Here is a 26706-nt window from a genome sequence, read left to right on the forward strand (position 1 = left end):
ACGATGACTTCAATTTCAACCAAAGACGTGATGGCAAAAGCTTCGAATGAGGATCTGAACCCTCTGGTCGAATACATTCTTAAAGCCAGTACTACTGAAAGCTTGTCTGGGAAAGAACTCTACAAAGCGCATAACCCCAATCATCAACGCTATCCCGGTCTGATACTCAATGAGATCCGTTTGTTCGGAGGCAATAGTTTCGTCAATCTCTTTCGCAGCGAGGGGCCGGAATACCATGAGGTTGTGAAGGATGTAGCCAGCAAATTTGGCGTAAAAGAAATCGACTCCTTTGGTCTGGTTCAACTCGAGGAAGAACTGATTCAGAAAATTTTGCGTGACGCGCTGAAAAAAGCTGAAGGGCAAGAGCGTGCGGACATGGAAGCTATTCTCAAAGAGGCAGGTCTTGGTAAAAGTGATCTGAGTGCGCTGCTGTCTGGTGCGTCTCTCCTGACTCTATTGGGAGCCAGGGCAGCAGGCGTAGTTACCTACCAATTGTCGGCAATCATCGCCAGTGCGATGGCCAAACAGCTTTTGGGCTATGGCATCACGTTGGCCGCCGGTGGGGCAGCTAGCGCTGCACTCGGCCGTGGTTTAGCTGTTTTCATGGGGCCAATCGGCTGGATCCTCACCGGCATCTGGACTGCTATTGATTTGGCTGGCCCCGCGTTCCGAGTGACCGTGCCCTGCGTTCTGCATATCGCGATGCTCAGGCAGAAAATGATGTGTGCTCAGATGAGCTCGGCATTTGAGGGCGCTTTCGATGATTGATTTGAGCGTTGTATTTAAAGTGCCGGAGTGGCTCGCGGCTGGACTTCAGTCTGGTGAGCTTGAGCGTGTCGGCGGTGTGATCCGGGATAAGGTCACGAAAAAGGTCGTTGCCTGGTTGAGAGAGGGTGATTCTGTCAGCACTGAGCCGCCATCAGAAGTACTTAATGGGCAGTTGTCGAAGTTGATGATGCAAGGCCAGGTGTTGATGGGACTTCAGGTCGCCAACCTGGTTGTGAGTGCTGTCGGCTTTGCCATGATTTATCGAAAGCTACAGGGGATTGAGCGGCAGCTTTCAGTTATTGGCGATGCTGTAAATGAGGTAAAGGCAAATCAGAAGTGGTTTGACGACAAGCAGTGGATGGGCAACTTTGCACCTGTGAGTGCAGCGATGAGTACGCTGGCTGATCTTCAGCATTACGTTTCGCCCAAACTTGTTCATGAGAAGTTATCCATAGCCGAGACTCAATGCGCTGTTGGCCAGAATTATTTTCATGGTGTGGTCCGCAAGCTCACAGCCGATAAAAAGGAGTATCTACGTGCCTTTGAGCTTTCGATGAGCTATCGCTCATGGTTGGCTTCAGGGCAGGGGCGAATTCAGGCGCTGTCGGAACTGGGTGAGCAAAAAGCTGCTCTCACTGTCGCTCAGAAACTCACGACTGATCACGCTGAGTTTGGGAAGACCCTTACGGCGATTTTGAGCGATCCATTGCGACGTTTCGTTCCCGGAAACTACGACCAGCAGGCCAGCGCCAGTTTGATCGACCTAGCCAGTCAGGCAACACAAGTGCATCAAGTATTGAAGGGGAACGTGCTGCAGCTTGATTTCATGCACGAGAACAAGCTGCTGCCGTCTGATTTGCCATCGGCTGAAGAGTTGGATCAGCAAGGAATGTTGATCTACCTCGCTAATCGCTGATGGGGACTTTACTGCAGGCATTAAAAAGCCGGCTTGTGGCCGGCTTCTCGGGGACTGGCTTGGTTTATTTTTGGTAAACCGCGTCAGCCTTCAAAACGTACACCCGGATCTGCGTCCGGCTGTGGGACTTGGCCAGACGTTGGTCTGCCGCGTCAGGCGTCATCTGAGCCGCGGGAGCGGGGCGATGCGCAAAATGTGGGGCGCAGGATACTGAGTTTTGTTGGGGATTCCCAGCCTCAACTGCGGAATAGAGCCACCGCGGGGGGCAAAATTCGCGATTTGTACTGATTTTCGGGGCCTCTTCGCGAGCAGGCTCGCTCCCACAGGGTTTGGTGCAGGGTTGAAGATCCGTATCCGATCAGAGAAACGGCACCACCGGCCGGCGTTTGCCCAGAGTCGACCACCAGAATACCCAGCCCAGAATGTGTATTCGCTGCTCATCGATCTGCGCTGCGCGGAAGATTTCGTCCGGGTATTCGGCGCTGTTGTGGCTGCGCAGGCGCAGGGCGTTGCCGGGCATGCGGTGCAGGTATTTGATGCGCAGCATGCCGTCGTGTTCGATGGCGTAGATTTCGCCGTCGACCACCTGGGTCAGGCCGCGGTCGATGCCGATGATCGAGCCGTCTTCGATGCGCTCGGCCATGCTGTTGCCGATCATGTGTGCGCAGATGGCGTCGCCGGGGCGGATTTCCAGTTGGGCGAGGTGGGCGCGGGGCAGGCGGACGGTATGTTCGGGGTCGAGGATGACGTGGGTTTTGTCGGCGCCGGCGCTGAGCGGTGTTTCCTTGAAAAATGGCAATTCGATGTCGTTGGGGTCGATGATCGAATAGACGCCGTTGACGGACTGCGCGTCAAAGATATCGCCGTTGCTGGCAGGGGTGTGCAGGCGGGGTGATTCCTTGGTGCCTTCGCCGGTTTTCAGCCAGTCGCTGTTGACCGAGAGCAGGCGTGAGACTTCCTCCATGCGATACGCCGGGACGCCCCGGGTGTACCAGTTATGAATATTTTGGGCTTCCGTGCCCCAGAACTTTGCGAATCCCGTGGTGGTGATGTTCGCTGCTTCCAGGAGTGCCTTGAATCTTGGACCGCTAGTGTTCTTTCTCATAAACACGGAGTCTACGGCCGTGCTAGAGCGGTTTGAATAAACTGGGTGTTCAAAAAGCGGCTGTATTTTGCGACTGGATGTAAGACGTGCTTGTGGGAAATTACACGCCTTAAAACTTTTCTGTAGTCCGTCGTAAACACGCTGTTTAAGACGACTTTTCCCAGGCACAAAAAACCCCGGATCAACCGGGGTTTTCTTCAAGCGTCATGCAGCAAGCAGGCGCTTAGCCCTTGTAGGCAGCAACCGACTTGGTGATCGCAGCGCGAGCGGCGTCAGCGCCGTCCCAGCCTTCGATCTTGACCCATTTGCCTTTTTCGAGATCTTTGTAGTTTGCAAAGAAGTGCTCGATCTGCTGGATCAGCAGCGGTGGCAGGTCGGTGTATTCCTTCACGTCGACGTACAGCTGGGACAGCTTGTCGTGTGGGACTGCGATGACTTTGGCATCGCCGCCGCCGTCGTCGGTCATGTTCAGGATGCCGACTGGACGCGCGCGGATCACCGAGCCTGGAGCAACCGGGTAAGGGGTCACAACCAGCACGTCGAGGGGATCACCGTCGTCAGCCAGGGTGTTCGGGATGTAACCGTAGTTGGCCGGGTAGAACATTGGGGTGGCCATGAAACGGTCAACGAACAGGCAATCGCTGTCTTTGTCGATTTCGTATTTGATCGGCGCGTGGTTGGCCGGGATCTCGATCGCGACGTAGATGTCGTTCGGCAGGTCTTTGCCAGCCGGAATCTTGCTGTAGCTCATTGGGCGTTGCCCCCGTAGTTGACCAAAAACACTTGGCCGGATTGACCAAAAAGTGGCGGCGATTATAGGCATATTCCTAAGCCGACGCCACGTACCAGAAGTCGTGCAGCGCTTACTCGTGCGCCTGATAGACCGGGTCTGTGGCCTGAAGTTGCCGCAGCCTGCCCAACGGATCCTGCCGGTAGAAAAGCTGCAGCTGCAAGTAGACCTGTGGATAAGCCGCGTGCAGCAGATCCGGGGCGCTGAAGAAGTATTCGCTGGTGACCGCGAAGAACTCCGCCGGGTTCTCGGCGGCGTAGGGGTCGATGGCGGTTTCGGCATCGGGGTTGCGGTCGAGCTGGCGGTTGAGGTCATCGTAAGCGTGTTGCATGACCTCGGCCCAGTCGCTGACGCGCATGTCGGCGTGCAGCGGCGGCAGGCCGTTGGCGTCGCCATTGAGCATGTCGAGTTTGTGCGCCAGTTCGTGGATCACCAGGTTGTAGCCTTCCCAGCCACCACTGGCCATCACGCCCGGCCAGGCGAGGATGATCGGCCCCTGTTGCCAGGCTTCGCCGCTGTGCTCGCCGTCCCACTCGTGCTCGACCCCGCTGGCATCGCGATGCCGTTGCGGGCTGAGGAAGTCATCGGGGTAGAGGACGATTTCGTGGAAACCCTGATACCAGTTCAAGTCGCCCAGATTGAGCAACGGCAACTGGGCCTGGGCGGCGAGCAGCAGGCGTTGTTCCTGATGCAGTTCGACACCGGGCAGGGCGGTCAGGTGTTTTTCTTCGAGGAACAGGACGCTGGCTTCACGCAGCCACTGGTCTTCGGCGGCGCTGATGCCGTCGAGAAAGCTCAGATGATGGCGCACCCGTTGCCACATCTCGTCGGCAATCGGGTGCCTGGCCAGAATGCGCCGGCGACGCCAGGCGCTCAGTGACCACATCGGATCAGTGGGTTTCAGCTTTGGCGCCGCCGAAACGGCTGCGCACCACACCGATGATCATCGGCACCAGCGACAGCAGGATGATGCCGACCACCAGCAGCGACAGGTTTTTCTTGATGAATGGCACGTTGCCGAAGAAGTAACCCAGGGTCACCAGGCCGCCGACCCAGAGGATGGTGCCGAACACGCTGAAAGCGAAGAAGCGCGGGTACGGCATCTTCCCGACGCCGGCGACGAACGGGGCAAACGTGCGGATGATTGGCAGGAAACGCGCCAGAGTCACGGTTTTACCGCCGTGCTTGTCGTAGAAATCGTGGGTTTTCTGCAGGTAGTCGCGGCGGAAGATTTTCGAATTCGGGTTGCTGAAGAGTTTTTCACCCGCGGTTCGTCCAATCACATAGTTGGTGCTGTCGCCGAGGATCGCCGCGAGCATCAGCAGACCGCCCAACAGCACCGGATCCATGCCACCACCCGCCGCTACCGCGCCGGCAATGAACAACAGCGAATCGCCCGGCAGGAACGGCATCACCACCAGACCGGTTTCACAGAAGATGACAGCGAACAGAATCGCGTAGATCCACGGCCCGTAGTTGGTTACCAGCAAATCGAGATACACGTCGAGATGCAGGATAAGGTCGAGCGGGTTGAAATCCATGGGGGCACCTGTGGTGATGGCCTGACTCGGCAAGCCTGTGCGGATGATTCGGGTGTAAGCCTACAGCGGGGTGTAGTTTTTCTTACAAGCCGGAAAGCTCGGGATTATACGGGCTGAGAGGTGAAAAGCGCGTTGGTTTTGTAGCGAGGGATGTCGGGGTGTGAACAAATGTCAGGCAGGCATTGATGGTGGCGGCAAGGTTGATGTGGCGAGGGAGCTTGCTCCCGCTGGAGGGCGGAGCACTCCCAAGCCTTGATTTGCCTGACCTGTTGAGATGACTGAGGTGGGGCCGCTTCGCAGCCCGGCGGGAGCAAGCTCCCTCGCCACAACAGGCCCTTGATGAGTGCTAGAGCTCGTCGCTGATCGGTAGCACGTAGTTCTTGAACTCGGTGTCTTCCTTGAAGCCGATCGACTCGTAGGTCTTCTGCGCCACTTCGTTATTGCTGCTGGTGGAAACGCGCATGCGCACGGCCTGGGTTTCCTTGGCCATTTTCTTCGCGGTGCGGATCAGGTTGTCGGCCACCAGTTGGCGGCGGGCGTCTTCGGCGACATAGATGTCGTTGAGGATCCACACGCGCTTGAGCGACAGCGAGGAAAAGCTTGGATACAGCTGACAGAAACCCATCAGTTTCTTGTCGTCATCATCGGCCAGGGCCAGATAAATCACCGATTCCTTGCGGCGCAGGCGTTTTTCGAGAAACGCGCGGGAGGAATCCGGGTAAGGCAGGGAACCGTAGAACTCGCGATATTTGACGAACAACGGGGTCAGCAAATCCAGGTGTTCGAGGGTCGCTTGAATAATCCGCATGATAGGTCTCGTCTTCAAGTGGCTGTCTTCAACTGCTCTGACGGCGATGGGAAACCCTGCGGCCGTGCATCGATCCTGCCTGAAAGCAGCGCAGAAACGCAATGCGGAAACGGTTCAGGTTGTGGGCGGATCGAGTAGGAAGTTTCCCTTCATGTCCGCACCAGCGTCCGACTCCAGCGTCTGAACCTGTGCTTCGTCCTTCAGATTGACCCCCGACAGCTGCCGCCGACAGGCTTCGCGCATCAGATACAGCAAGCGATGTGCCGCCATCCCGTAACTCAAACCTTCAAGCCGCACGTTGGAGATGCAATTGCGGTAGGCATCGGTCAGCCCGATCTTTGGATTGTAGGTGAAATATAACCCCAGGCTGTCGGGCGAGCTGAGGCCCGGGCGCTCTCCGATCAGCATTACGAGCATTTTCGCGCCGAGCAACTGGCCGATTTCGTCACCGACGGCGACGCGGCCCTGTTCCACCAGCACCACCGGGGCAACGGACCAGCCGTCGCCGGCCATTTGTTCCTCCAGACGGCCGAGAAACGGCAGGGTGTGCCGATGCACTGCCAGCGCCGACAGACCGTCCGCCACCACAATCGCCAGATCGACGCCGCCAGGGTGCGCCGCAGCGTAATCACGCAGGGTCTGTGCCGACGCGTCGCTGAGCTTGCGCCCCAGATCCGGCCGTTGCAGATAGCTGTTGCGATCCGTTGCCGCGCTATGCAGCAACAGGCTCTCGCGCCCGCGTTCGCGCAGTTGCGCGCTGAGCCCGGCATGATCGAACGGCAGATGCACCGCATCCCGTGCCTGAGCGTGGGCAAACTGGAAGTCCAGTTGCGCGCTGGTCGGCAGGCTGGTGCCGGTGCGGCCGAGGGCGATGCGCGCCGGGGTCAGGCGGCGCAGTTCCAGCCATGGGTTTTGCGGGTCGACAGGCGGTTTTTCCATAACACTCATCCCAGTTGCGCCAGCGCCTGGCGGAAGGCCGGCGGCAGGTTGTTGCCAAAGCGAACCTTGCCGTCCGCCTGGGTGAAGATGCCCATGTTCGCCAGCCATTGCTCGAACTCCGGCGCCGGTTTCAGGCCCAGGGTCTGGCGCGCGTAGAGCGCGTCGTGAAACGAGGTGGTCTGGTAGTTGAGCATGATGTCGTCGGAGCCGGGGATGCCCATGATGAAGTTGATCCCGGCCACACCGAGCAGGGTCAGCAGGGTGTCCATGTCGTCCTGATCGGCTTCGGCATGGTTGGTGTAGCAGATGTCGCAGCCCATCGGCACGCCGAGCAACTTGCCGCAGAAATGGTCTTCGAGGCCGGCGCGGATGATCTGTTTGCCGTTATAGAGGTATTCCGGGCCGATGAAGCCGACCACGGTATTCACCAGAAACGGCTTGAAATGCCGCGCCACGGCGTAGGCCCGGGTTTCGCAGGTTTGTTGGTCGACACCATGGTGGGCGTTGGCCGACAACGCGCTGCCCTGACCGGTCTCGAAATACATCAGGTTCTGCCCCAGAGTGCCGCGCTTCAGGCTCAGCCCGGCGTCATAGCCTTCCTGCAAGACATTGAGGTTGATGCCGAAACTGGCATTGGCCGCTTCAGTGCCGGCGATCGACTGAAACACCAGATCCAGCGGCACACCACGGTTGATCGCCTCGATCGAAGTGGTGACGTGGGTCAGCACGCAGGCTTGGGTCGGGATGTCGTAGCGCTGGATGATCGCGTCGAGCATTTCCAGCATCGCGCAGATCGAGGCGATGCTGTCGGTGGCCGGGTTGATCCCGATCATCGCGTCGCCGTTGCCGTACAGCATGCCGTCGAGAATGCTCGCGGCGATGCCGGACGGTTCGTCGGTTGGATGGTTCGGTTGCAGACGGGTCGACAGGCGCCCGCGCAGGCCGAGGGTGCCGCGAAACCTGGTGACCACGCGGATCTTCTGCGCCACCAGCACCAGATCCTGCACGCGCATGATCTTCGATACGGCGGCGACCATTTCCGGGGTCAGACCGGGAGCGAGGGCGCGCAGGCTGGTTTCGTCAGCGGCGTCGCTGAGCAGCCAGTCGCGGAAGCCGCCGACGGTGAGGTGGCTGACCACGGCAAAGGCTTGTTTGTCGTGGGTGTCGATGATCAGTCGGGTGACTTCATCAGACTCGTACGGAATCAGCGCTTCCTGTAGGAAGTGCGTGAGCGGGATGTCGGCCAGCGCCATTTGTGCGGCCACGCGTTCGCCGTCGTTGAGCGCGGCAACGCCAGCCAGAAAGTCCCCGGAGCGCGCCGGGCTGGCCTTGGCCATGACGTCCTTGAGGCTGTCGAAACGGTAGGTCTGGGCGCCGACGGAATGGGCAAATGTGGCCATGGGGCGGTGTCCTCCAATCATTACTGCAATCTGCTTTTGTGCAGGAGATGAGCCTTTGTGGGAGCGAGCCTGCTCGCGAATACGGACTGACATTCAACACAGGTGTCGACTGACACTCCGCCTTCGCGAGCAGGCTCGCTCCCACAGAGGGATTTTCATGCACTTTTATATAGCGGGCATCGGGCGATGAGCCCGGTGCCGGTGCAACTAGATACCTTCGAGCATAGCGTCTGCCGGGGCTTCGGCGCGTTGCCTGGCGGTCAGCTGGAAGTACAGATAGCCAGCGGCCATGAAACCCAGGAACACACAACCGATCAGCGTGTTGAACCACGCCATCGCCACCAGGCACACCACCGCCAGAAACAGCGCAATCGCCGGCACCAGCGGATAGCCCGGGGCGCGGAAGGTGCGTTCCAGGTTCGGTTCGGTTTTGCGCAGTTTGAACAGGCTGAGCATGCTGATGATGTACATCACGATCGCGCCGAACACCGACATGGTGATCATCGCTGCGGTCAGGGTCATGCCTTGCAGATTGACCAGACCGTCGCTGTAGATCGCCGCGATGCCGATCACCCCACCGGCCAGAATCGCCCGGTGCGGGGTCTGGAAGCGCGACAGTTTGGCCAGGCTTTTCGGCAGATAACCGGCGCGGGCGAGAGCGAAGAACTGTCGCGAGTAGCCAAGAATGATGCCGTGGAAACTCGCCACCAGACCGAACAGGCCGATCCACACCAGCATGTGCATCCACGATGAGTTGTTGCCGACCACCGCTTTCATCGCCTGCGGCAGCGGATCGTTGATGTTCGACAGCTGGCGCCAGTCACCGACGCCGCCGGCCATCACCATCACGCCGATGGCGAGAAACACCAGGGTCAGGATGCCGCTGACGTAGGCCTTGGGAATCGTGCGTTTCGGGTCCTTGGCTTCTTCGGCGGCCATGGCGGCGCCTTCGATGGCGAGGAAGAACCAGATGGCAAACGGGATCGCGGCAAAGATTCCGGGGATCGAGCCCAGGGTGAACTCGTTGGCACCCGACCAGCCGTTGAGCACGAAGTTGCTGAAGCTGAAGCCCGGTGCGACCACGCCCATGAACACCAGCAGTTCGGCGACCGCCAGCACGGTGACCACCAGTTCGAAGGTGGCGGCGATGCTGACGCCGAGAATGTTCAGGGTCATGAACACGAAATACGCGCCGACCGCTGCCACCTTCGGATCAAGCTCCGGGTACTGCACGTTGAGGTAGGCGCCGATGGCCATGGCGATGGCCGGTGGGGCAAAGACGAATTCGATCAGCGTGGCGATCCCGGCGATCAACCCGCCTTTTTCGCCGAACGCCCGGCGGCTGTAGGCAAACGGCCCGCCCGCGTGGGGAATTGCGGTGGTCAGTTCGGTGAAGCTGAAGATGAAGCAGGTGTACATGGTCGCGACCATCAGCGCCGTGACCAGAAATCCGAGGGTGCCCGCCGTGCCCCAGCCGTAACTCCAGCCGAAGTATTCGCCGGAAATCACCAGGCCGACGGCAATGCCCCACAGATGCAGGGTGCCGAGTGTGGGTTTGAGCTGTGTGGTGGAAGTCATAAGTCCTCTCTGTTTTTTATTGTTCGATCTGTTGGACTTTCGGGTGCATTGGTTGAGGTGGATGGAAGCTGTTCACGCAGCGGCAGTTTTCACGACAATTCCTGAATGACGGGTACGCAAGGGCCGTGCCAGAGCGGCCAGGCCTATTGTTGTGTCATTGAGGGCGCCTTCGCGAGCAAGCCCGCTCCCACAAGGGATTTGTGCCGAACCCAACATCCCCTGTGGGAGCGGGCTTGCTCGCGAAGACGATTGAACAGGCAACACAGAATCATCTGTGTTGCCCAGGGTTTTAGAAGAAGCCCAACGGATTGATGTCGTAGCTCACCAGCAGGTTTTTGGTCTGCTGATAGTGATCGAGCATCATCTTGTGGGTTTCACGGCCGACGCCGGACTTCTTGTACCCGCCGAACGCGGCATGCGCCGGGTACAGGTGGTAGCAGTTGGTCCACACACGACCGGCCTTGATCGCGCGGCCCATGCGGTAGGCGCGGTTGATGTCGCGGGTCCACAGGCCGGCACCGAGGCCGAACTCGGTGTCGTTGGCGATCGCCAGGGCTTCGGCTTCGTCCTTGAAGGTGGTGATGCTTACCACCGGGCCGAAGATTTCTTCCTGGAACACGCGCATTTTGTTGGTGCCCTTGAGCAGGGTTGGCTGGATGTAATAGCCGGTCGCCAGATTGCCCTCGAGTTTTTCCACCTTGCCGCCGGTCAGCAGCTCGGCGCCTTCGCCCTTGGCGATTTCCAGGTACGAAAGAATCTTGTCGAATTGCTGCTCGGACGCCTGCGCGCCAACCATGGTGTCGGTGTCCAGCGGGTCGCCACGTTTGATCTGCAGGACTTTCTTCATCACCACGGCCATGAACTCGTCGTAGATCGATTCCTGTACCAGCGCGCGGGACGGGCAGGTGCAGACTTCGCCCTGGTTGAAGAACGCCAGCACCAGGCCTTCTGCGGCTTTCTCGATGAAAGTCGGCTCGGCCTGCATGATGTCTTCGAAGAAGATGTTCGGCGATTTGCCGCCCAGTTCCACGGTGGACGGAATGATGTTCTCGGCCGCGCATTTCATGATGTGCGAGCCGACCGGGGTCGAGCCGGTGAAGGCGATCTTGGCGATACGTTTACTGGTGGCCAGCGCTTCGCCGGCCTCTTTGCCGAAGCCTTGCACCACGTTGAGCACGCCCGGTGGCAGCAGATCACCGATCAGCTCCATCAGCACGCAGATGCCCAGCGGAGTCTGCTCGGCAGGTTTGAGCACCACGCAGTTACCGGCGGCCAGTGCCGGAGCGAGTTTCCACGCGGCCATCAGCAGCGGGAAGTTCCACGGGATGATCTGGCCGACCACGCCCAGCGGCTCATGGATGTGATAGGCCACGGTGTTGCCGTCGATTTCGGCAGCGCTGCCTTCCTGCGCGCGCAGGCAGCCGGCGAAGTAGCGGAAATGGTCGGCCGCCAGCGGGATGTCGGCGTTGAGGGTTTCGCGGATGGCTTTGCCGTTGTCCCAGGTTTCGGTGATCGCCAGCAGTTCGAGGTTCTGTTCGATGCGGTCGGCGATTTTCAGCAGGATCAGCGAGCGCGCCTGCACGGAGGTCGCGCCCCACGCATCGGCAGCGGCGTGGGCGGCGTCCAGTGCCTTGTCGATGTCTTCGGCAGTGGAGCGCGGGAATTCGGCAATCGGTTGGCCATTCACTGGCGAGGTGTTGGTGAAGTACTGACCTTTGACAGGCGCGACGAACTCGCCGCCGATGTAGTTACCGTACTTGCTCTTGAACGAGACTTTGGCGCCTTCAGTACCGGGGTGAGCGTAACGCATGATTTGTTCTCCTTGGCTTTGTACTTATTAGAGAAACGCGCAAGTGCGCTTGCTATAAGCGTAGAGCAAAGGTCGGGCCACTGCCGTGCAGGGCAGGCAAATCAAGGCCTTGCGTGGTTTGTGTCGGACGGGCGGACGGCGCCTGTGATGGTTTCGGTACAGAGGGGGTGACAGTTTGTACCGCTTTTGGCACAGCCTGTGACCGGGTGGTCTTGCCAGCATTGCAATGCGCCGATGGCTGGAGGATGCTGACTGCCAATCGCCCAGCGGTCGATTTTTGTGGCGAGGGAGCTTGCTCCCGCTGGGCTGCGCAGCAGTCCTGAAATGTTTACCGCTCATATGCTTTGGCGAGCGCTTCGCACTCGAGCGGGAGCAAGCTCCCTCGCCACAGGTCAGTGTTGGTAGTCTGGAAGGGTCGACCTTTCGGGGAGAATAATAAGAAATGCACGACAACCATTTGAGTCGCCATGCCCAACAGGTGCTCACCGTCACTCAGGGCAAGCCGCACCTGCACGGGCCCGGTGCCGACCCTTCGATTGCCCGTTCGTGGCTGCGCTGTCTCGAGGACTATCACCTCGATCCGGCCCTGACCATGGCGCCCACCGTGCTTGAGCACGGACGCGTGCTCGAAAGTCGCGAACGCCTGCAACAGGTGCTGCAGATCGCCGGCAATGAAATGAGCAGCCTGCATCAGCAGCTGTCCGGCGCCGGCCATGCGGTGCTGTTGACCGATGCGCGCGGGGTGATCCTCAACTGCGTCACCGCGCCTGCCGAGCGCAAGATTTTCGAACGTGCCGGGCTCTGGCTCGGCGCCGACTGGAGCGAGGCCTGTGAAGGCACCAACGGCATTGGCACCTGCCTGGTCGAACGCCAAGCGCTGACCATCCATCAGGACGAACACTTTCGCGGCCGCCACACCGGCCTGACCTGCTCGGCGAGCCCGGTGTTCGACCCGCACGGCGAATTGCTGGCGGTGCTCGACGTGTCCTCGGCGCGCCATGACGTCTCGCGGCAGAGCCAGTTCCACACTATGGCACTGGTCAATCTGTCGGCGAAGATGATCGAGAGCTGCTATTTCCTGCGTTGCTTCGATAATCAGTGGCTGCTGCGTTTCCATCTTCAGGCCGAATCGGTCGGCCTGTTCAGTGAAGGGCTGCTGGCGTTTGACGGGGAAGGGCGGATCAGTGCGGTCAACCAGAGTGCGCTGAACCTGCTCGGGCATATTCGCGGTGGTTTGCTCGGCAAACCGGTGGAAGCGTTTTTCGATTGTTCGCTGGATGAATTGCTCGGTCGGGCCAGCGCCAATGCCAGCGCCAGTTGGCCGCTGCGCACCCGCGACGGGCGGCATCTGTTTGCCTTGTTGCGCGGCGAATCGCGTAAACCGGCGCCGATCCTGCCGGCCCCAATCGTGACGAAGCTTCAACCGCTGGCGAACATTTGCCTCGGCGACGCTGCACTGCAAGCGGATTTCCGCAAGGCGTTACGGGTATTCGAACGCGACGTGCCGCTGCTGATCAATGGCGAAACCGGCTCGGGCAAGGAAGCCTTTGCCAAGGCTGTGCATCACGCCAGCCAGCGCGCCAACAAAGCCTTCGTCGCCCTCAACTGCGCGGCGATCCCCGAAAGCCTGATCGAGAGCGAGTTGTTCGGTTATCGCGGCGGAAGTTTCACCGGTGCGCGCAAGGACGGCATGCGCGGCAAGCTGCAGCAGGCCGATGGCGGCACTTTGTTTTTGGATGAAATCGGTGACATGCCGCTGGCGCTGCAAACCCGTTTGTTGCGGGTGCTGGAAGACCGGCAGGTGGTGCCGATCGGCGGCGAGCCGGAAGCGGTCAACGTACGGATCATCAGCGCCACTCACCGTAATTTGCTGGAGCGGGTGGCGGATGGCAGTTTCCGCGAAGATCTGTATTACCGGCTCAATGGCCTGGAGGTCGCGTTGCCGGCGTTGCGTGAGCGCAGCGACAAGTCGCAGTTGCTGGATTTCCTGCTGGCCGAGGAGGCGGATGGCGAAGTGATTGTGATCGACGAACCGGCGCGTCAGGCGTTACTGACCTTCAACTGGCCGGGCAACGTGCGGCAGTTGCGCAATGTGCTGCGCACATTGGCGGCGTTGTGCGATGAGGGGCGGATCGGGCTGGAGGATTTGCCGGTGATGATTCGGCAGGCGCGGCCGACGCTGGAGCTGAAGTCGGTTGAGTCCGAGCATCCGCTGGAAGACGCTGAACGTGTGGCGCTACTCAATGCGCTGGAACAGACACGTTGGCATATGACCCAGACCGCGCAGCAGCTTGGGGTCAGCCGCAACACCCTCTATAGAAAGCTGCGTAAGCACGCGATCTCCCGTTAAACCGCGTCGCGCCATTCGCGAGCAAGCCCGCTCCCACAGGATTGGCGCCATCCTTGTGGGAGCAGCTCGGGGTCAGCCGCAACACCCTTTATAGAAAGCTGCGTAAGCACGCGATCTCCCGTTGAACCGCGTCGCGCCATTCGCGAGCAAGCCCGCTCCCACAGGATTGGCGCCATCCTTGTGGGAGCAGCTCGGGGTCAGCCGCAACACCCTTTATAGAAAGCTGCGTAAGCACGCGATCTCCCGTTGAACCGCGTCGCGCCATTCGCGAGCAAGCCCGCTCCCACAGGATTAGCGCCATCCTTGTGGGAGCAGCTCGGGGTCAGCCGCAACACCCTCTATAGAAAGCTGCGTAAGCACGCGATCTCCCGTTGAACCGCGTCGCGCCATTCGCGAGCAAGCCCGCTCCCACAGGATTAGCGCCATCCTTGTGGGAGCGGGCTTGCTCGCGAAGGCGTCGGCGCAGGCGAAACACAAGGTGCGATTTTTCCCACCCTACGCTAACCTGCGGCCATGTTTTACGAGGTCGACTATGCACATTCATATTCTGGGTATCTGCGGGACTTTCATGGGCTCGATGGCGGTTCTGGCCAAAGAGCTGGGCCATCACGTGACCGGCTCCGACGCCAACGTCTATCCGCCGATGAGCACGCAGCTTGAGGCCCAGGGCATTCAGCTGACCCAAGGCTACGATCCGGCCCAGCTCGATCCGGCGCCGGATCTGGTGGTGATCGGCAATGCCATGTCCCGCGGCAATCCGGCAGTGGAATACGTGCTGAACAAAGGTCTGCCCTACGTCTCCGGCCCGCAATGGCTGGCCGATCACGTGCTGCAAGGGCGCTGGGTGCTGGCAGTTGCCGGTACGCACGGCAAGACCACCACCAGCAGCATGCTCGCCTGGGTGCTGGAACACGCCGGCATGAGCCCGGGGTTCCTGATCGGCGGGGTGCCGCAGAACTTCTCGGTGTCGGCGCGGTTGGGCGGTACGCCGTTCTTCGTGATCGAGGCCGATGAGTACGACAGCGCGTTCTTCGACAAGCGTTCGAAGTTCGTCCACTACCGTCCGCGCACGGCGATCCTCAACAACCTTGAGTTCGATCACGCCGACATCTTCCCCGATCTGCCGGCGATCGAGCGGCAGTTCCACCACTTGGTCCGCACTATCCCGAGCGAAGGTCTGGTGATCCACCCGACCACCGAGCCTGCCCTGCAGCGTGTGATCGAAATGGGCTGCTGGACCCCGGTGCAAACCACCGGCGTCGGCGGTCAGTGGCAGGTCAAGTTGCTCAAGGATGACGGTTCGGCGTTTGAAGTGATGTTCGAAGGCGTGTCCCAGGGCACTGTCGAATGGGAGCTGACCGGTCAGCACAACGTCGCCAACGCCTTGGCTGCGCTGGCAGCGGCGCGGCATGTCGGTGTGGTGCCGTCGATGGGCATCGCCGGGTTGAGCGCATTCAAGAACGTCAAGCGCCGGATGGAGAAAGTCGCCGAAGTGCGCGGCATCACCATCTACGACGACTTCGCCCACCACCCGACCGCCATTGCCACCACCCTCGATGGCTTGCGCAAGCGCATCGGCGACGCCCCGTTGATCGCGATCATCGAGCCGCGCTCCAACTCGATGAAGCTCGGCGCGCACCGTGACGGTCTGCCGGACAGCGTGGTCGATGCCGATCAGGTGATCTGGTACGCCCCGGCCAATCTCGGTTGGGATCTGGCAGCCACCGCCGCACTGTGCAGCGTGCCCTCGATTGTCAGCGATTCGCTCGAAGGCATCATCGAACGCGTGAAGAGTCAGGCCCAGCCTGGCACTCACGTGGTGATCATGAGCAACGGCGGCTTCGGCGGCCTGCACGGCAAGCTCGCCGAGGCGCTGCAATGAACACTTTTTCCCAGAACGGCGGTCCGGAACGCATCACGTTGGCGATGACCGGCGCGTCCGGCGCGCAGTACGGTTTGCGCCTGCTCGATTGTCTGGTGCGTGAAGATCGCGAAGTGCACTTCCTGATCTCCAAGGCCGCACAACTGGTGATGGCCACCGAAACCGATGTCACGCTGCCGCCCAAGCCGCAGATGATGCAGGCGTTCCTCACCGAATACACCGGGGCGGCCGCCGGGCAGATCCGCGTGTACGGCAAGGAAGACTGGATGTCGCCGGTAGCCTCGGGCTCCGGCGCACCGGCCGCGATGGTCGTGGTGCCGTGTTCCACGGGTACCTTGTCGGCGATTGCCACGGGCGCGTGCAACAACCTGATCGAGCGCGCGGCGGACGTCACCTTGAAGGAACGTCGCCAGTTGATTCTGGTGCCACGCGAGGCACCGTATTCGAGCATTCATCTGGAACACATGCTCAAGCTGTCGAACATGGGCGTGACCATCCTGCCGGCCTCGCCGGGCTTCTATCACCAGCCGCAGACCATCGACGACCTGATCGATTTCGTCGTTGCGCGGATTCTCAATCTGCTGGGTATTCCACAGGACATGCTGCCGCGCTGGGGCGAACATCATCTGAGCAGCGATGAATAAGCTGCTGGCAATGATGCTGGCCCTGCAACTGGCCGGCTGCGCCACCGCGCGCACGCTGGATGCGGCCAAACCGGGGGCGCCGGTGGTGTATTCCGGGACGCGCCTGGATTTGTATGCGATGAATGGCGGGTGCTGCGCGATGGATCGCTTCGGGGCTGAGGCGCCGAGCTATCCGGGCGTGGATCTGCCGGCGAGTGCGGTGCTCGATACGCTGTTGTTGCCGTTGTCATTGCTGACCGTGATTGGCGTGGGATTTCAGGCGACGGGCGGATTGTAGGGGAGCGCTGCGCACTCCTGTGGCGAGGGAGCTTGCTCCCGCTGGGCTGCGAAGCGGCCCCAAAACCCCGCGACTAAATCCTTCAGATACACCGCATCTTTCAGGGTTGGCGACTGCTGCGCAGTCGAGCGGGAGCAAGCTCCCTCGCCACAAAGTCCCGCTGTTATTTGCCGAGCTTGCGTAATTCATCCGACTCAACCACCCGCACCCCGTCCTGTTCTTCCAGCGCCAGACGCCACATCGCCCGGGCCAGTTGGCAGGCTTCGATGCCGCGGTACTTGCCGGGAATCAGCTTGGAAAACGGCGCCGCAAGCTGTTCGCCCAGGCGCGGTTCGCTGCGATCTCCCAGTAATAGCGATGGCCGGCAGATGGTCAGTTGCGGCCAGTCCTGAGCGCGCAATGCCTGCTCCATTTCGCCTTTGACCCGGTTGTAGAAAATCGACGATTTCGGATCGGCGCCCAGCGCACTGATCACGATCAAGTGCCGCGCGCCCATCTCCCGTGCGCGTTTGGCGAAGGCCACGACCATGTCCAGATCCACCGCGCGGAACGCGGCTTCGGAACCGGCCTGTTTGATCGTGGTGCCGAGGCAGCAATAGGCGATATCGACGCGTCCGCTCAGTTGCGGCAGAAAGGTCTGTGGGTCGCCCACCGGGTTTTCCAGGTGCGGATGTTCCGCCAGCGGCCGACGGGACGGCGCGAGCACGCGGGTGATCGTCGGCTCGTTGAGCAAACGGTCGAGCAGATGCTCACCGGTCAGTCCGGTGGCTCCGGCAAGCAAAACGTGCTGAGGCGTCAAGTACATAGTGTTTCTCCCTTGATACTGTTCAGCTTAGTTGCTGTTTGTTGCTCCGTCGTTCAATGCAGCACTCTGCAACGCTTTTCTCGCTTGCTGTTTACGCAGCAGTTGCCAGTGCGCCAGTACGGTTTTCGGTGCCCAGATCTGCGGCTCCGAGGCTTCGAAGTTGTCCGCCAGTTCGCGCTCGGCGACGGTGGCCTTGGCCAGTTTGAACGCTTGCTCCAGATCGTCGGTCTGGTTCAGTGCCTGAGCGAACAAGGCGTCGCCGAAGTAGGTGAAGTTGGCTTCTTCCGAGCAACCGAACGACACGCGGTCGGCGCGCGAGGCGGTCATGATCAGGGTGCGCTCATCTTTCAGTGCGGGGATGAAACCGCCGGAATAGCACGAGGAAATCACGATCACCTTGTCGCGATTTTTCAGCGGGGCCAGCACCGTGGCAAGTTCGTCGGCGGGCAGATCGGCCAGCTCCATGCGCGGCTGGTCGAGCACCAGTTCGTGTTCGGCGGTGCCGTGGCTGGTCAGGTAGATGAACACCAGGTCTTCCGGGCCGCTGCGCTCGGCCAGGGTCTGCGCGGCGCGGCGCAGGTTTTCGCGGGTGGCCATCGGTCGGTCGGTGAGATGGTCGCGATGGTTCACCAGACGGATTTGTCCATAGGCGCCAAACCGCGTGGAGAGCATGTTGGCGACATAATCTGACTCGCGCAGGAACACGCTTTGCTTGCCGTCGCCACCGAGGGTCAGGGTGTACAACTCCACCGCAGGCGTTGAGGCGGGCACGGCGGCCAGCGCCTCGTCCAGCAGACGGCCTTGGGCCAGCAGGCCGAGTTCGAGGGTGTCGGGCAGCAGCTTGCCGTCGGCGTCACGTACGCGCTGGCCGTTGATCCAGGTGCCGCTGAGGACGGTGCCGTCAGTCAGCACCAGAGTGCCACGTCCCGCGTAACTGTCGCTGTCGAATTCGCCGATGTAGAAACTGCCGTCGGCCAGGTTCAAACGGCCCTGGCCGCTGAAGCGCCAGTCGTTGAAGTAGCCGACGTAATGGCTGCCGTCGGCACCGATCAGTTCACCCTTGCCGGTCAGTGCGCCTTCCTTGAATTGGCCGAGCCAGACATCGCCGTCGGCGTTTTCATAGCGGCCCTTGCCGTGCAGCTGGCTGTTCTTGAAGCCGCCGACATAGATGTCGCCATCGGCACTGTTGAAGGTGCCATTGCCTTCGAGTTGGCCGTTGACGAAGTGGCCGCTGAATGTATTGCCGCTAGAGTCGCCGCGCTGGCCTTCGCCATTGGGTTTGCCGTGGGCGAACTGGCCCTGATAGGAACTGCCGTCGTCCATTTCCAGACGGCCCAGCCCGGAATACTGGTCAGCCTTGAACTCGCCACGGTAGGTCATGGCGTTTTCTTTGAGGGTGCCTTCGCCGTCGCGCCGGCCGAGTTTGAAGCCGCCGGTGTAGCTGCTGGCGTTGGTGGTCAGGCTGCCCTGACCGTCGAACAGTCCCTGCTGGAACTGGCCGCGATAGACCTCGCCGTTGCTGCCGTGCCACTCGCCCTGACCATGCCACTGACCCTTGTCGAACTGGCCGGCGTACCAGCTGCCGTTGGGGTAGTCGACGCGCCCCTGACCTTGCAGCAAACCGTTGACCAGTTCGCCGCGATAGCGTCCGCCGTCCGGCAGCCGTGCGTCCGGGGGCAACAGCGATTCGCCGTCGCCGCAAGCGGTGAGCATCAGGGTCAGGGCAATGGGTGCAAGAGAAGCGAGTGGGCGCATAGCGGGATCCGGGCAATTAGGCGACCGAGTATGCCGCAGCTATGTGTCGCATATATAGAGAGGGAACGCGAAACAGCGTGAGCCGCTTCGCATCCGGGGCACTTAGACGAAGCAGAGCGACAGCGGTTCGGCGATGTAGGCCGGTTTGTCCGAGCCTTCTATCTCCAGTGTCGCGGTGGCCTTGAGCAGCCATTGACCGGGTTTTTTCTCGGTCACTTCGGCCAGATCGACTTTCAGGCGAACTTTCGAATTGACCTTCACCGGCTGGATGAAACGTACGCTGTCCAGGCCGTAATTGACCACCATCTTCAGGCCTTGCGGCAGCACGAGGATGTCTTCCATCAGTTTCGGGATCAGCGACAGCGACAGGAAACCGTGAGCAATGGTGCTGCCGAAAGGCGTTTGCGCGGCTTTGACCGGATCGACATGGATGAACTGATAATCCCCGGTGGCTTCGGCGAACAGGTTGATGCGCTCCTGATCGATGGTGAGCCATTCGGAACGTCCGAGTTCCTTGCCGACATAATCTTTGAGCTCTGCAACTGGAACATAGGGCATTGAGACTCTCCTTGGGTTCATCGGTTTTATAGTTTTTCAGGTGGGGGATTTGACCGCCCTGCGAACCACTGTAGATCAACATGGCGATTTGCTCCGGTCAACCGACCATGCTTTTGGCGAATGCCGATGCATAGCGCCGGCGTGCTTATAATGCGGGGCGCTTTTTCACAGGGGATGTCGGATGTTGTTACGTGGCCTGACCATGCTGGTGCTGTTCCAATTGCTCGGCACCGCGCTCAACCACTTGCTGCTGCCGGTGCTGCCGGGGCCGATCATCGGCCTGCTGCTGTTGCTGGTGTTCCTGATCATTCGCGGCGAAGTCGCTGAACCGCTGAACCTTGCCGCCGGCAGCCTGCTGCGCTATCTGCCGTTGCTGCTGGTGCCACCGGCGGTGGGCGTGATGGTGTATGCCTCGGCCATTGCCGCCGACTTCTGGGCGATTGTCGGTGCGCTGGTGCTGTCGCTGATTCTGTCGATGGCGTTCGCCGGGGTGCTGATGCAGCGCCTGGTCAAACGTCACGCACCGCGCTCGGAGGAAACCTGATGCTCTTCGATTGGCAAGGTGCCTGGGCTTCGGTCATCCATCATCCGCTATTCGGCATTGGCATCACCCTCGGTGCCTATCAACTGGTGCTGGCGGCGTTCGAGAAAACCCGCTGGATCTTTCTGCAACCGGTGCTGGTCTCCATGCTGTTGGTGATCGGCGTGCTGGTCGGCTGTGGCCTGACCTACGCCGAGTACCGCAAGAGCACCGAGATCCTCAGCATTCTGCTGGGCCCGGCCACGGTGGCACTGGCGGTGCCGCTGTATCTGAACCTCAAACGCATCCGCCAATTGTTCTGGCCGATTTTTACTACGCTGGTGATAGGCGGGGTGGTTGCCACCGGCATGGGGGTTTTGTTGGGATGGTGGTTCGGTGCCGATCATATGATCCTGATGACCATGGCGCCGAAGTCGGTGACCTCACCGATAGCGATGCTGGTGGCCGAGCAGATCGGTGGCGTCGCGGCGCTGGCGGCGGTGTTCGTGCTGATCACCGGGGTGATCGGGGCGATCTTCGGCCCGGCCATGCTGACCCGGCTCGGTGTCCACAGCCCAGAGGCGCGCGGCATGGCGCTGGGCATGACCGCGCATGCGGTCGGCACCTCGGTGGCGTTGCAGGAAAGCGATGAGTGCGGCGCCTTCGCGGCGCTGGCGATGAGTCTGATGGGCGTGGCCACGGCGGTGTTCCTGCCGTTGGCGGTGTCGATGGTGGTCTAAGGAAATGTCTATGAGTCTGCCGCTTTTTCCGCTCAACACAGTGCTGTTTCCCGGCTGCAACCTCGACTTGCAGATCTTCGAGGCGCGCTACCTGGACATGATCGGCCGCTGTATGAAACAGGGCGGCGGTTTCGGCGTGGTGTGCATCCTTGACGGCCAGGAGGTCGGCGTTGCGCCAGAAGGCTTTGCCCTGGTCGGCTGCGAGGCGCGGATCACCGATTTCCAGCAACAGGACAATGGTCTGCTGGGGATTCGCGTGCAGGGTGGGCGGCGTTTTCAGGTGCTGCACACTGAAGTGCAGCGTGATCAGTTGATACTCGCTGACGTCGAGTGGCTGGATGATGAGCCGGAGCAACCGCTGCAGGACGAAGACGCCGATCTGGTGGCGCTGCTCAAGGCCTTGGCCGAACACCCGATGGTCGAGGCTTTGAACATGGGCACTGAGGCCTTGGGCCAGCAGTCACTGGCCAATCAACTGGCGTATCTGCTGCCGTTCGCCGAAGAGGACAAGATCGACTTGCTGCAACTCGACGATCCGCAGCAGCGGCTGGATGCGATCCAGGCGCTGCTTGATGAACTGCAGGGCGAGTTGTTCGCCTGAGCGTCAGTACGCGTAGCGCAGCATCGTATGCGGCAAATGCCGCAGAACGAAGAAGCCGAACAGTGCGACCAGTGCCGGCAGCACCAGCCACCAGACTTTCTGCGGCATGGGTTCGAGCGGCGTGTTGCGCTGGCTCAGCCACAAGGCAGCAGCGCAGACGCACGCTGCCAGCATCGCCCCGGCCAGAATATCGGTCGGCCAGTGCGCGCCCAGATACACCCGTGACAGCGCAATCGCCATGGCCGGAATACAGCCGAGCAGCAGCCACGTCAGGCGCATGCGCGGCGGTTGTCCGCGTCCGGCCAGCACGGCGAGGGTCAGGAACAACGCAAACGACCCTGACGCATGGCCGCTGGGCATGCTGAAGCTGGTCAGCGGTTCGGTCAGAACTTCCGGTCGAACACGAGCGAAGAATTGCTTGGTCGCGGTGTTTGCCAGCGCCGTGAACAGCAGTGTGCCGCCGACGAAAATAGCCTGTCGCCATTGCTTGCACAGCAACAGCAGGCCGGTCAGCAATGCACTGAACACGAACATGTTGCGGAATTCACCGATCAGCGTGAAGGTGACCGCAATCTCATCCAGCACGGGTTGACGGTGCTCCTGCACCAGCGTCATCACACCCTGATCGAGCGCACTCAGATACGGATAGCCGACGAACAGGCCGAGCAGAATCAACAGACTCATGCTGCTGATCCACAGCGTAGCGCGGCGATGCTGACGCAGGCTGCTGTTGACGCTCAGGCCGACCATCACCGCGATACTGCCGGCGACGATCCCGGCTTGCAGCCAGAAACCTTCCGGTAATGGCAGGCGGATTGCCGCGCCGGTGGCCCAACCCGGCAGCAGGTAGGCGACGCTCCAGCCGGCAGCGGCCAGCAGGCTGACGGCGGCGAAGCGTGGGAAGGGCATGTCGCACATGCCGGCGACCATCGGCAGCATTGGCCGCAGCGGGCCAATGAAACGGCCGACCAGCAGGCTGGCAATGCCGTAACGCTGGAAGTAGGTTTCGGCCCCGGCCATCCATTCCGGGTGATGGCGCAGGCCGGGCAAACGGCGGATGTTCTGGTGGAAATGACGGCCCAGGTAATACGAAACCGCATCGCCCAGAATCCCGCCGAGAAAACCCAGCAGCAAGGTTTCACTCAACGACAGTGCGCCGCTGCCGGCTAGTACGGCCACGGCAAACAACAACACAGTGCCGGGCACGATAATTCCGGCAATCGCCAGACACTCCACGAATGCGACGATAAACACCGCAGCGGCCAGCCACTGCGGATTGGCGGCGAGCCACCCGGTCACGCTATCGAGCCATGGGCCCATACAAGCAACTCCATCAAATCTTCAATTGGCCCCAAAGGGTGCAGGCTACTTTCAACAGCACTCAGTTCCCCTGTGGGAGCGGGCTTGCTCGCGAATGCGCTGTGTCATTCAACTTATCCGCTCCTGACACGGCCCCTTCGCGAGCAAGCCCGCTCCCACAGGGGGATTTCATCTATTTCAAATCCGTCACTTCAGGACAGCAAAAAATAATCGCGACCTTCGACCTGGCCCCGGCGCAGCGGGTTCCGTGTGCACCACTGGGCATACGTGGCGTCGACGAAGCGGTACATCAGGTGTTCGTCACGGCCATGGGGGATGCCCAGGCGAGTGGTCTGGATAATCTGGGTCGGCGCAGGCCCGGTGTCTTCCACCAGTATCCGCTCATGATCGAAGCGCTTGGCGTCCCACATCGGTACTTTCAGGCCCAGCGCTTTGCACAGCAGCGTCTGTCCGGCGCAAAGCTTTTGTGAAGGGCGCGGCCGACCCTGAGTGTCAGGGTTGTTCAGCAGCATCTGCGCCAGACTCGCCTGCCCGCTGATTTCATCGACCCAAGGGTAGGCGGACTTGATCAGCACCGCGTTGCCTGGCCCCTTGGCGCTGAAGTTCAGCGAATCGCCGCCCCGGGCGTAGTACATATAGATGTGCCCACCGTCCAGAAACAAAGCCTTACGCTTTTCCGTATAACCGAGCGACGCATGACTGCCTTTTTCCGCGCAGTAATAGGCTTCGGTTTCGATGATCCGGGCGCTGAGCCACAGATCGCCGACCCGGTGGCGGATGACTTTGCCGAGCAGATCGCGGGCCAGCACTTGAGCGTCACGGTCGAAAAAAGCGTCCGGAAGGCCCAGTGGCAGGCGCTCGGCGGTGGCGCGAACGGTCAGGTTGGACATGGCAAACGAGGTTTATCCAGGCGGAAGAGGTCGTGATGATAGCAATCCGAGGCTTAATTACGGCTGAACGTCGGCAAATTGCAGTCCATTTCGACCATCCGCCTGTCACCGCTGTTAGTCCCGGGACGCGACAGCTATAATCTGCCGCTTTCCTCTTTGCCAAGACCCCAGCAGACCATGACTGAGTCCGTTCTTGACTACATGACCCGATTGGGTCGCGCCGCCCGCGAAGCTTCCCGGGTCATCGGCCGTGCCAGCACCGCGCAGAAAAACCGCGCCCTGCAGGCTGCTGCCAATGCGCTGGACGCCGCGCGCGCCGAGCTGGCAGCAGCCAATGAGCGCGATCTGGCCGCCGGTCGCGCCAATGGTCTGGAGCCGGCCTTGCTGGAACGTCTGGAACTGACCCCGGCACGCATCGACGGGATGATCGTCGGCCTGCGCCAGGTCGCGGCACTGCCGGACCCGGTCGGGGCGATCCGCGACATGAGCTTTCGTCCGTCCGGTATTCAAGTTGGCAAGATGCGCGTGCCGCTGGGCGTGATCGGGATCATCTACGAATCCCGACCCAATGTGACCATCGATGCCGCCAGCCTGTGCCTGAAGTCCGGTAACGCGACCATCCTGCGCGGTGGTTCCGAGGCGATTCATTCCAACCGGGCGATTGCTGCGTGCATCCAGCGCGGTCTGGCCGAGGCCGAGTTGCCGGCAGCCGTGGTGCAAGTGGTCGAAACCACGGATCGCGCCGCCGTCGGCGCGATGATCAGCATGCCCGAGTACGTCGACGTGATCGTGCCGCGCGGTGGTCGGGGCCTGATCGAGCGCATCAGTCGCGATGCGCGCGTGCCGGTGATCAAGCATCTGGACGGCATCTGCCACGTGTATGTCAGCGAGCACGCGGATCTGGCGAAAGCCCAGCGCATCGCCTTCAATGCCAAGACCTACCGTTATGGCATCTGTGGCGCGATGGAGACCTTGCTCGTCGATCAAAGTGTTGCCAAGGATTTCCTGCCGTCGATGGCGGCCCAGTTCCGCGAAAAAGGCGTCGAGCTGCGTGGCTGCGAACGCACCCGGGCGATCATCGACGCGGTGCCGGCCAGCGAAGACGACTGGAGCACCGAGTATCTGGCGCCGATCCTGTCGATCCGCGTGGTCGACGGACTGGACCAGGCCATCGAACACATCAACCATTACGGCTCGCATCACACCGACTCGATCGTCAGCGAAAACCTGGCGGACACCCGGCGTTTCGTCGCGGAAGTCGACTCGGCCTCGGTGATGATCAACACCCCGACCTGCTTCGCCGATGGATTCGAATACGGATTGGGTGCCGAGATCGGCATTTCTACTGATAAGCTGCACGCCCGCGGCCCGGTGGGCCTCGAAGGACTGACCTGCGAGAAGTACATCGTGGTCGGTGATGGCCAGTTGCGCGGCCAGGCGACGGTCTGACTTGACCGACCTCGACCTGACAGCGCCGCTGCCTGACAGCGAACTCCGACCCCGGCGCATCGGCGTACTGGGCGGCACGTTCGATCCGGTGCACATCGGCCATTTGCGCGGTGCGCTGGAAGTCGCCGAAGCGCTGACGCTCGACGAGCTGCGCATGATGCCCAGCGCCCGGCCGCCGCATCGCGATACGCCGCAGGTATCGGCGCAGGATCGGCTGGCAATGGTTGAATGCGCGGTGGCCGGAGTGCCGCCGCTGGTGGTAGACGCCCGCGAATTGCAGCGGGACAAGCCGTCCTGGACCATCGATACCCTGGAGTTGATGCGTGCCGAAATGGCCGCCGAGACCCAGGTTTTTCTGCTTTTGGGCTGGGACGCATTTTGCGGCCTGCCCACTTGGCACCGCTGGGAAGAGTTGCTCCAGCATTGCCACATCCTGGTGCTACAGCGCCCGGACGCCGACAGCGAACCGCCGGATGCCTTGCGCAACCTGCTGGCAGCGCGTTCGGTGAGCGACCCGCTGGCCCTGAAAGGGCCGAGCGGACAGATTGCATTCGTCTGGCAGACACCGCTCGCGGTTTCCGCCACCCAGATCCGTCAACTGCTGGCCAGCGGTAAGTCGGTACGTTTCCTGGTGCCCGACGCGGTCCTGGCCTACATCGATGCGCACGGTCTGTACCGTGCGTCGAACTGAACAAGGCGTGCTTCACTGATACGAATCCACGTATCGCCAAGCCGCCGAATACATGAGCAAAACGAGTTTTATATGACTGACAAAGATGTAAGCAAAGTTAAGCGTAAAGGCACGTTCAAGAGCGCGCCGCTGCCGGAAGTGGCCAACACCAACGAGCCGCTGAAAGGCGACGAACTGGTCAAGGTTGCCGTGGCCGCCCTGGAAGACGTCAAGGCACAAGACATCCAGATCATCGATGTTCGCGACAAGCAGAGCATCACCGACTACATGATCATCGCTACCGGTACGTCCAATCGCCAGATCAACGCGATGCTGGACAAGGTCCGTGAAGAAGTGAAAAAGCAGGGCGCCAAGCCACTGGGCGAAGAAGGCAAGGGCGACAGCGACTGGGTGCTGCTCGACCTCGACCTGGTGATCGTGCACATGATGACTGCCTCGGCGCGTCAGTTCTACGACCTGGAACGCCTGTGGGCCGGTGCCGAGCAAAGCCGTGCGGCAGACGCCAGGCACCACAGCCCGGAAAACACCCACGAGCATTTCACCAAGCTCAACAAAGACCAGCTGTAAGG

The 26706-nt window shown here is 60.9% G+C and carries 29 protein-coding genes; 15 read left to right on the forward strand and 14 right to left on the reverse strand.

Annotation, left to right across the window (positions count from 1 at the left end):
- Positions 1 to 3 precede the first annotated feature (3 nt).
- Both JFU48_RS10690 and JFU48_RS10695 read left to right on the forward strand, forming a co-directional pair.
- Positions 4 to 768, forward strand: a complete 765-nt coding sequence (locus tag JFU48_RS10690; RefSeq protein ID WP_201136475.1) for a ubiquinol-cytochrome C chaperone family protein — start codon at positions 4 to 6, stop codon at positions 766 to 768.
- Positions 761 to 1684, forward strand: coding sequence for a hypothetical protein (locus JFU48_RS10695; protein ID WP_201136476.1), 924 nt, complete (start codon positions 761 to 763; stop codon positions 1682 to 1684). Before JFU48_RS10690 ends, JFU48_RS10695 begins: the two co-directional genes overlap by 8 nt.
- A 358-nt stretch (positions 1685 to 2042) precedes the next feature.
- Here the strand turns inward: JFU48_RS10695 and JFU48_RS10700 are convergent, their stop codons facing one another.
- The 9 genes from JFU48_RS10700 to exaC form a co-directional block, all read right to left on the reverse strand.
- Positions 2043 to 2789 (reverse strand): S24 family peptidase, encoded by a 747-nt coding sequence (locus JFU48_RS10700; RefSeq protein WP_003228601.1) that lies wholly within the window; start codon positions 2787 to 2789, stop codon positions 2043 to 2045.
- Between the two features lie 223 nt (positions 2790 to 3012).
- Entirely contained in the window at positions 3013 to 3540 is a 528-nt protein-coding gene (gene ppa, locus JFU48_RS10705) for an inorganic diphosphatase (RefSeq protein ID WP_003228599.1), read from the reverse strand.
- 112 nt (positions 3541 to 3652) lie between these two features.
- The gene (locus JFU48_RS10710) at positions 3653 to 4465 is read right to left on the reverse strand and encodes a M90 family metallopeptidase (protein ID WP_003228597.1); all 813 of its coding nucleotides are present in this window, start codon (positions 4463 to 4465) and stop codon (positions 3653 to 3655) included.
- A gap of 4 nt (positions 4466 to 4469) precedes the next feature.
- On the reverse strand, positions 4470 to 5120 hold the full coding sequence (locus JFU48_RS10715) for a DedA family protein (protein ID WP_003228594.1): 651 nt from the start codon (positions 5118 to 5120) through the stop codon (positions 4470 to 4472).
- Between the two features lie 346 nt (positions 5121 to 5466).
- Positions 5467 to 5928, reverse strand: coding sequence for a GNAT family N-acetyltransferase (locus JFU48_RS10720; protein ID WP_003228592.1), 462 nt, complete (start codon positions 5926 to 5928; stop codon positions 5467 to 5469).
- A 114-nt stretch (positions 5929 to 6042) separates the two neighbouring features.
- Positions 6043 to 6867 carry an ethanolamine ammonia-lyase subunit EutC gene (gene eutC / locus JFU48_RS10725; protein WP_201136477.1) on the reverse strand — a complete coding sequence of 275 codons (825 nt, stop codon included), beginning with the start codon at positions 6865 to 6867 and terminating at the stop codon, positions 6043 to 6045.
- 5 nt (positions 6868 to 6872) lie between these two features.
- Positions 6873 to 8267, reverse strand: a complete 1395-nt coding sequence (locus tag JFU48_RS10730; RefSeq protein ID WP_201136478.1) for an ethanolamine ammonia-lyase subunit EutB — start codon at positions 8265 to 8267, stop codon at positions 6873 to 6875.
- A gap of 207 nt (positions 8268 to 8474) precedes the next feature.
- The gene (eat, locus tag JFU48_RS10735) at positions 8475 to 9845 is read right to left on the reverse strand and encodes an ethanolamine permease (RefSeq protein ID WP_201136479.1); all 1371 of its coding nucleotides are present in this window, start codon (positions 9843 to 9845) and stop codon (positions 8475 to 8477) included.
- Between the two features lie 289 nt (positions 9846 to 10134).
- Entirely contained in the window at positions 10135 to 11655 is a 1521-nt protein-coding gene (gene exaC / locus JFU48_RS10740; RefSeq protein WP_003228584.1) for an acetaldehyde dehydrogenase ExaC, read from the reverse strand.
- A 442-nt stretch (positions 11656 to 12097) separates the two neighbouring features.
- Here exaC and JFU48_RS10745 point away from each other — a divergent pair, with 442 nt between their 5' ends.
- The 7 genes from JFU48_RS10745 to JFU48_RS10775 all read left to right on the forward strand — a co-directional run bounded on the left by JFU48_RS10745 (position 12098) and on the right by JFU48_RS10775 (position 16808).
- Complete coding sequence (locus tag JFU48_RS10745) at positions 12098 to 14005, forward strand: sigma-54-dependent Fis family transcriptional regulator (protein ID WP_201136480.1); 1908 nt, start codon at positions 12098 to 12100, stop codon at positions 14003 to 14005.
- 53 nt (positions 14006 to 14058) lie between these two features.
- The gene (locus tag JFU48_RS30515; RefSeq protein WP_400507864.1) at positions 14059 to 14130 is read left to right on the forward strand and encodes a helix-turn-helix domain-containing protein; all 72 of its coding nucleotides are present in this window, start codon (positions 14059 to 14061) and stop codon (positions 14128 to 14130) included.
- A 53-nt stretch (positions 14131 to 14183) separates the two neighbouring features.
- Positions 14184 to 14255, forward strand: coding sequence for a helix-turn-helix domain-containing protein (locus tag JFU48_RS30520; protein ID WP_400507864.1), 72 nt, complete (start codon positions 14184 to 14186; stop codon positions 14253 to 14255).
- A 53-nt stretch (positions 14256 to 14308) separates the two neighbouring features.
- Positions 14309 to 14380, forward strand: a complete 72-nt coding sequence (locus JFU48_RS30525; protein ID WP_400507864.1) for a helix-turn-helix domain-containing protein — start codon at positions 14309 to 14311, stop codon at positions 14378 to 14380.
- A gap of 157 nt (positions 14381 to 14537) precedes the next feature.
- On the forward strand, positions 14538 to 15887 hold the full coding sequence (mpl, locus tag JFU48_RS10765; protein ID WP_201136482.1) for a UDP-N-acetylmuramate:L-alanyl-gamma-D-glutamyl-meso-diaminopimelate ligase: 1350 nt from the start codon (positions 14538 to 14540) through the stop codon (positions 15885 to 15887).
- Positions 15884 to 16531, forward strand: a complete 648-nt coding sequence (gene ubiX / locus JFU48_RS10770) for a flavin prenyltransferase UbiX (protein ID WP_003228582.1) — start codon at positions 15884 to 15886, stop codon at positions 16529 to 16531. Before mpl ends, ubiX begins: the two co-directional genes overlap by 4 nt.
- Positions 16524 to 16808, forward strand: a complete 285-nt coding sequence (locus JFU48_RS10775) for a YceK/YidQ family lipoprotein (RefSeq protein ID WP_201136483.1) — start codon at positions 16524 to 16526, stop codon at positions 16806 to 16808. The genes ubiX and JFU48_RS10775 overlap by 8 nt, the downstream gene beginning before the upstream one ends.
- A 163-nt stretch (positions 16809 to 16971) precedes the next feature.
- Here the strand turns inward: JFU48_RS10775 and JFU48_RS10780 are convergent, their stop codons facing one another.
- The 3 genes from JFU48_RS10780 to JFU48_RS10790 form a co-directional block, all read right to left on the reverse strand.
- A complete protein-coding gene (locus JFU48_RS10780; protein ID WP_103520271.1) occupies positions 16972 to 17613 on the reverse strand; it encodes an oxidoreductase in 642 nt (213 codons plus the stop codon).
- A gap of 27 nt (positions 17614 to 17640) precedes the next feature.
- Entirely contained in the window at positions 17641 to 19368 is a 1728-nt protein-coding gene (locus tag JFU48_RS10785; protein ID WP_201136484.1) for a C13 family peptidase, read from the reverse strand.
- Positions 19369 to 19470: 102 nt separating this feature from the next.
- Positions 19471 to 19926: a MaoC family dehydratase gene (locus JFU48_RS10790; RefSeq protein ID WP_003228575.1), complete on the reverse strand. Its 456-nt coding sequence runs from the start codon at positions 19924 to 19926 to the stop codon at positions 19471 to 19473.
- Positions 19927 to 20107: 181 nt separating this feature from the next.
- On the opposite strand from JFU48_RS10790, the gene JFU48_RS10795 reads away from it, so the two are divergent.
- From JFU48_RS10795 to JFU48_RS10805, 3 genes are read left to right on the forward strand one after another with little or no spacing between them, the layout of a single operon-like run.
- Complete coding sequence (locus JFU48_RS10795; RefSeq protein WP_201136485.1) at positions 20108 to 20470, forward strand: CidA/LrgA family protein; 363 nt, start codon at positions 20108 to 20110, stop codon at positions 20468 to 20470.
- Complete coding sequence (locus JFU48_RS10800) at positions 20470 to 21186, forward strand: LrgB family protein (protein WP_003228570.1); 717 nt, start codon at positions 20470 to 20472, stop codon at positions 21184 to 21186. Before JFU48_RS10795 ends, JFU48_RS10800 begins: the two co-directional genes overlap by 1 nt.
- Before the next feature lie 10 nt (positions 21187 to 21196).
- Positions 21197 to 21787 carry an LON peptidase substrate-binding domain-containing protein gene (locus tag JFU48_RS10805; RefSeq protein WP_201136486.1) on the forward strand — a complete coding sequence of 197 codons (591 nt, stop codon included), beginning with the start codon at positions 21197 to 21199 and terminating at the stop codon, positions 21785 to 21787.
- Positions 21788 to 21790: 3 nt separating this feature from the next.
- Here the strand turns inward: JFU48_RS10805 and JFU48_RS10810 are convergent, their stop codons facing one another.
- A complete protein-coding gene (locus JFU48_RS10810) occupies positions 21791 to 23107 on the reverse strand; it encodes a bifunctional DedA family/phosphatase PAP2 family protein (protein WP_003228566.1) in 1317 nt (438 codons plus the stop codon).
- Between the two features lie 191 nt (positions 23108 to 23298).
- On the reverse strand, positions 23299 to 23997 hold the full coding sequence (locus tag JFU48_RS10815) for a DNA-3-methyladenine glycosylase (protein WP_201136487.1): 699 nt from the start codon (positions 23995 to 23997) through the stop codon (positions 23299 to 23301).
- Positions 23998 to 24174: 177 nt separating this feature from the next.
- On the opposite strand from JFU48_RS10815, the gene JFU48_RS10820 reads away from it, so the two are divergent.
- The 3 genes from JFU48_RS10820 (at position 24175) to rsfS (ending at position 26704) form a co-directional block, all read left to right on the forward strand.
- Positions 24175 to 25446: a glutamate-5-semialdehyde dehydrogenase gene (locus tag JFU48_RS10820; protein WP_201136488.1), complete on the forward strand. Its 1272-nt coding sequence runs from the start codon at positions 24175 to 24177 to the stop codon at positions 25444 to 25446.
- Complete coding sequence (nadD, locus tag JFU48_RS10825; protein ID WP_103520267.1) at positions 25415 to 26137, forward strand: nicotinate-nucleotide adenylyltransferase; 723 nt, start codon at positions 25415 to 25417, stop codon at positions 26135 to 26137. Before JFU48_RS10820 ends, nadD begins: the two co-directional genes overlap by 32 nt.
- Before the next feature lie 72 nt (positions 26138 to 26209).
- Complete coding sequence (rsfS, locus tag JFU48_RS10830) at positions 26210 to 26704, forward strand: ribosome silencing factor (protein WP_003228555.1); 495 nt, start codon at positions 26210 to 26212, stop codon at positions 26702 to 26704.
- Positions 26705 to 26706: the final 2 nt, after the last annotated feature.

It is taken from the genome of Pseudomonas sp. TH49 (genome assembly GCF_016650625.1).
In the GTDB taxonomy this organism is placed as follows: domain Bacteria; phylum Pseudomonadota; class Gammaproteobacteria; order Pseudomonadales; family Pseudomonadaceae; genus Aquipseudomonas; species Aquipseudomonas fluorescens_H.